Below are 1,404 nucleotides of genomic sequence, written 5' to 3'. Positions count from 1 at the left end.
CACTAGTGTTGTATAAATAATGTCATAATTTTCAGTTTAATCATCTTTCTTGATTAGAGCCAAAAAGGTAAATACCCTATTAAAGGTGGCTCCATCCATTTGGATTTTATTTACAATTAGACCTGTGCGACAACGACAATTTGTTTATTTAAGGGATGGCTTTTCCTTCAATCTTTCGAAGCCAGATATTCGCTGGTTTCCACAATGCAGCCCTTAAATAACGGCTAATTTGTAAGGTTTTTCGCTTACTTTTTGTTTCGATTTGTACGAGAACATGTAGGCAAAAAACAATCAGTGCGATAAACACTTGATTTTGAACTGCCCATTCGCTTTGACCGTAGAATTTTTTGATGCTGAGATGTTGTTTAATCCACTTAAAAAATAGCTCAATTGCCCAGCGAGATTTGTACATCTCCGAAATTTCTTCGGCACTCAAATCAAAACGATTCGTAATAAGCTGGAGTTCATTTCCTTTTGAATCCATCACTTTTAGAAGGCGAAAGTAATTTTCAGCACGGTTTTGAGTCGTACCAATCAATACCATTTGGTCTGACAAAACAGTCGCTTTCTCTGGTAGGTTAAAATCGAAAACTTCCCGTATGACTGCATTTTTACGTAGTCTGGAAAGAAAAAAGTAGCCATCATCAGTCATGCGATCAAAGCGCTCGTAGTCTAGATAGCCACGATCAAACACATACATGCATTCCTTGTCATCCACCATGATTTCAAGCTGACCACGGTCATGTTCTTTTGCAGTTGTCATAACGGCTTTTTCAGGATAGGAAGTACCTTTTTCCATAAACACAAGACGGAGATGCAACTTTACTCCCGCCTTTGTTTTGCGAAATTTTGCCCATTTATGATTGGTTAAATTGAGTGGCAGCGTGCTTGAATCAATAATTTTTAACGGCATCACAAGTTTCGTATAGTACGTTTTGGTATGAATTTGTGATACTAAATCAAGGAAAAGCCTTTGGAATATATCTGGATTCATCCCATTCAATCGGCGTGACAGCTGAGAAATACTGATAGAATCAAGGTCGATTCCTTTTTGAAGCTGGTCATCGAATAGACTATCGCTTAGTGCATGCAGACTTTCGATTTCTTGTAGTTGCGCAAAAAGTAGTAATTTAAGGAATGACTCAGTCGTTAGTTTTTTCGTATAGTAATCTAATTTCATCGTTTTCACCTGTTCTTCAAATAATTGAAGGTTTATTGGTGAAAACCATTGTCCAAATGAATTTTTTCGTGTAATCTTGTCCATGCGTATGTCCTTTTATAGTGGATTTGGACGGGTTACCACCTGACTTATCCATTATAAAGGACTTTTTCTTTGCACAAAATAATAAAATTGAACATTTTAAGTATTTCCAATAGTCAAATTAAATTAACGCAACACTAGTG

The 1,404-nt window shown here is 36.5% G+C and carries 1 protein-coding gene; it reads right to left on the bottom strand.

Annotated features, from left to right (window positions below; all coding sequences use genetic code 11):
• Positions 1-148: 148 nt before the first annotated feature.
• Complete coding sequence (locus ACFFHF_RS11855) at positions 149-1,264, bottom strand: IS4 family transposase (RefSeq protein ID WP_160549961.1); 1,116 nt, start codon at positions 1,262-1,264, stop codon at positions 149-151.
• Between the last annotated feature and the right edge of the window lie 140 nt (positions 1,265-1,404).

Origin of the sequence: Robertmurraya beringensis (assembly GCF_042433785.1) — a bacterium.
GTDB classification, from domain to species: domain Bacteria; phylum Bacillota; class Bacilli; order Bacillales; family Cytobacillaceae; genus Robertmurraya_A; species Robertmurraya_A beringensis.
The sequence above is the reverse complement of the archived record's forward strand: the minus strand, read 5'-3'. Positions and strand labels throughout refer to the sequence as shown.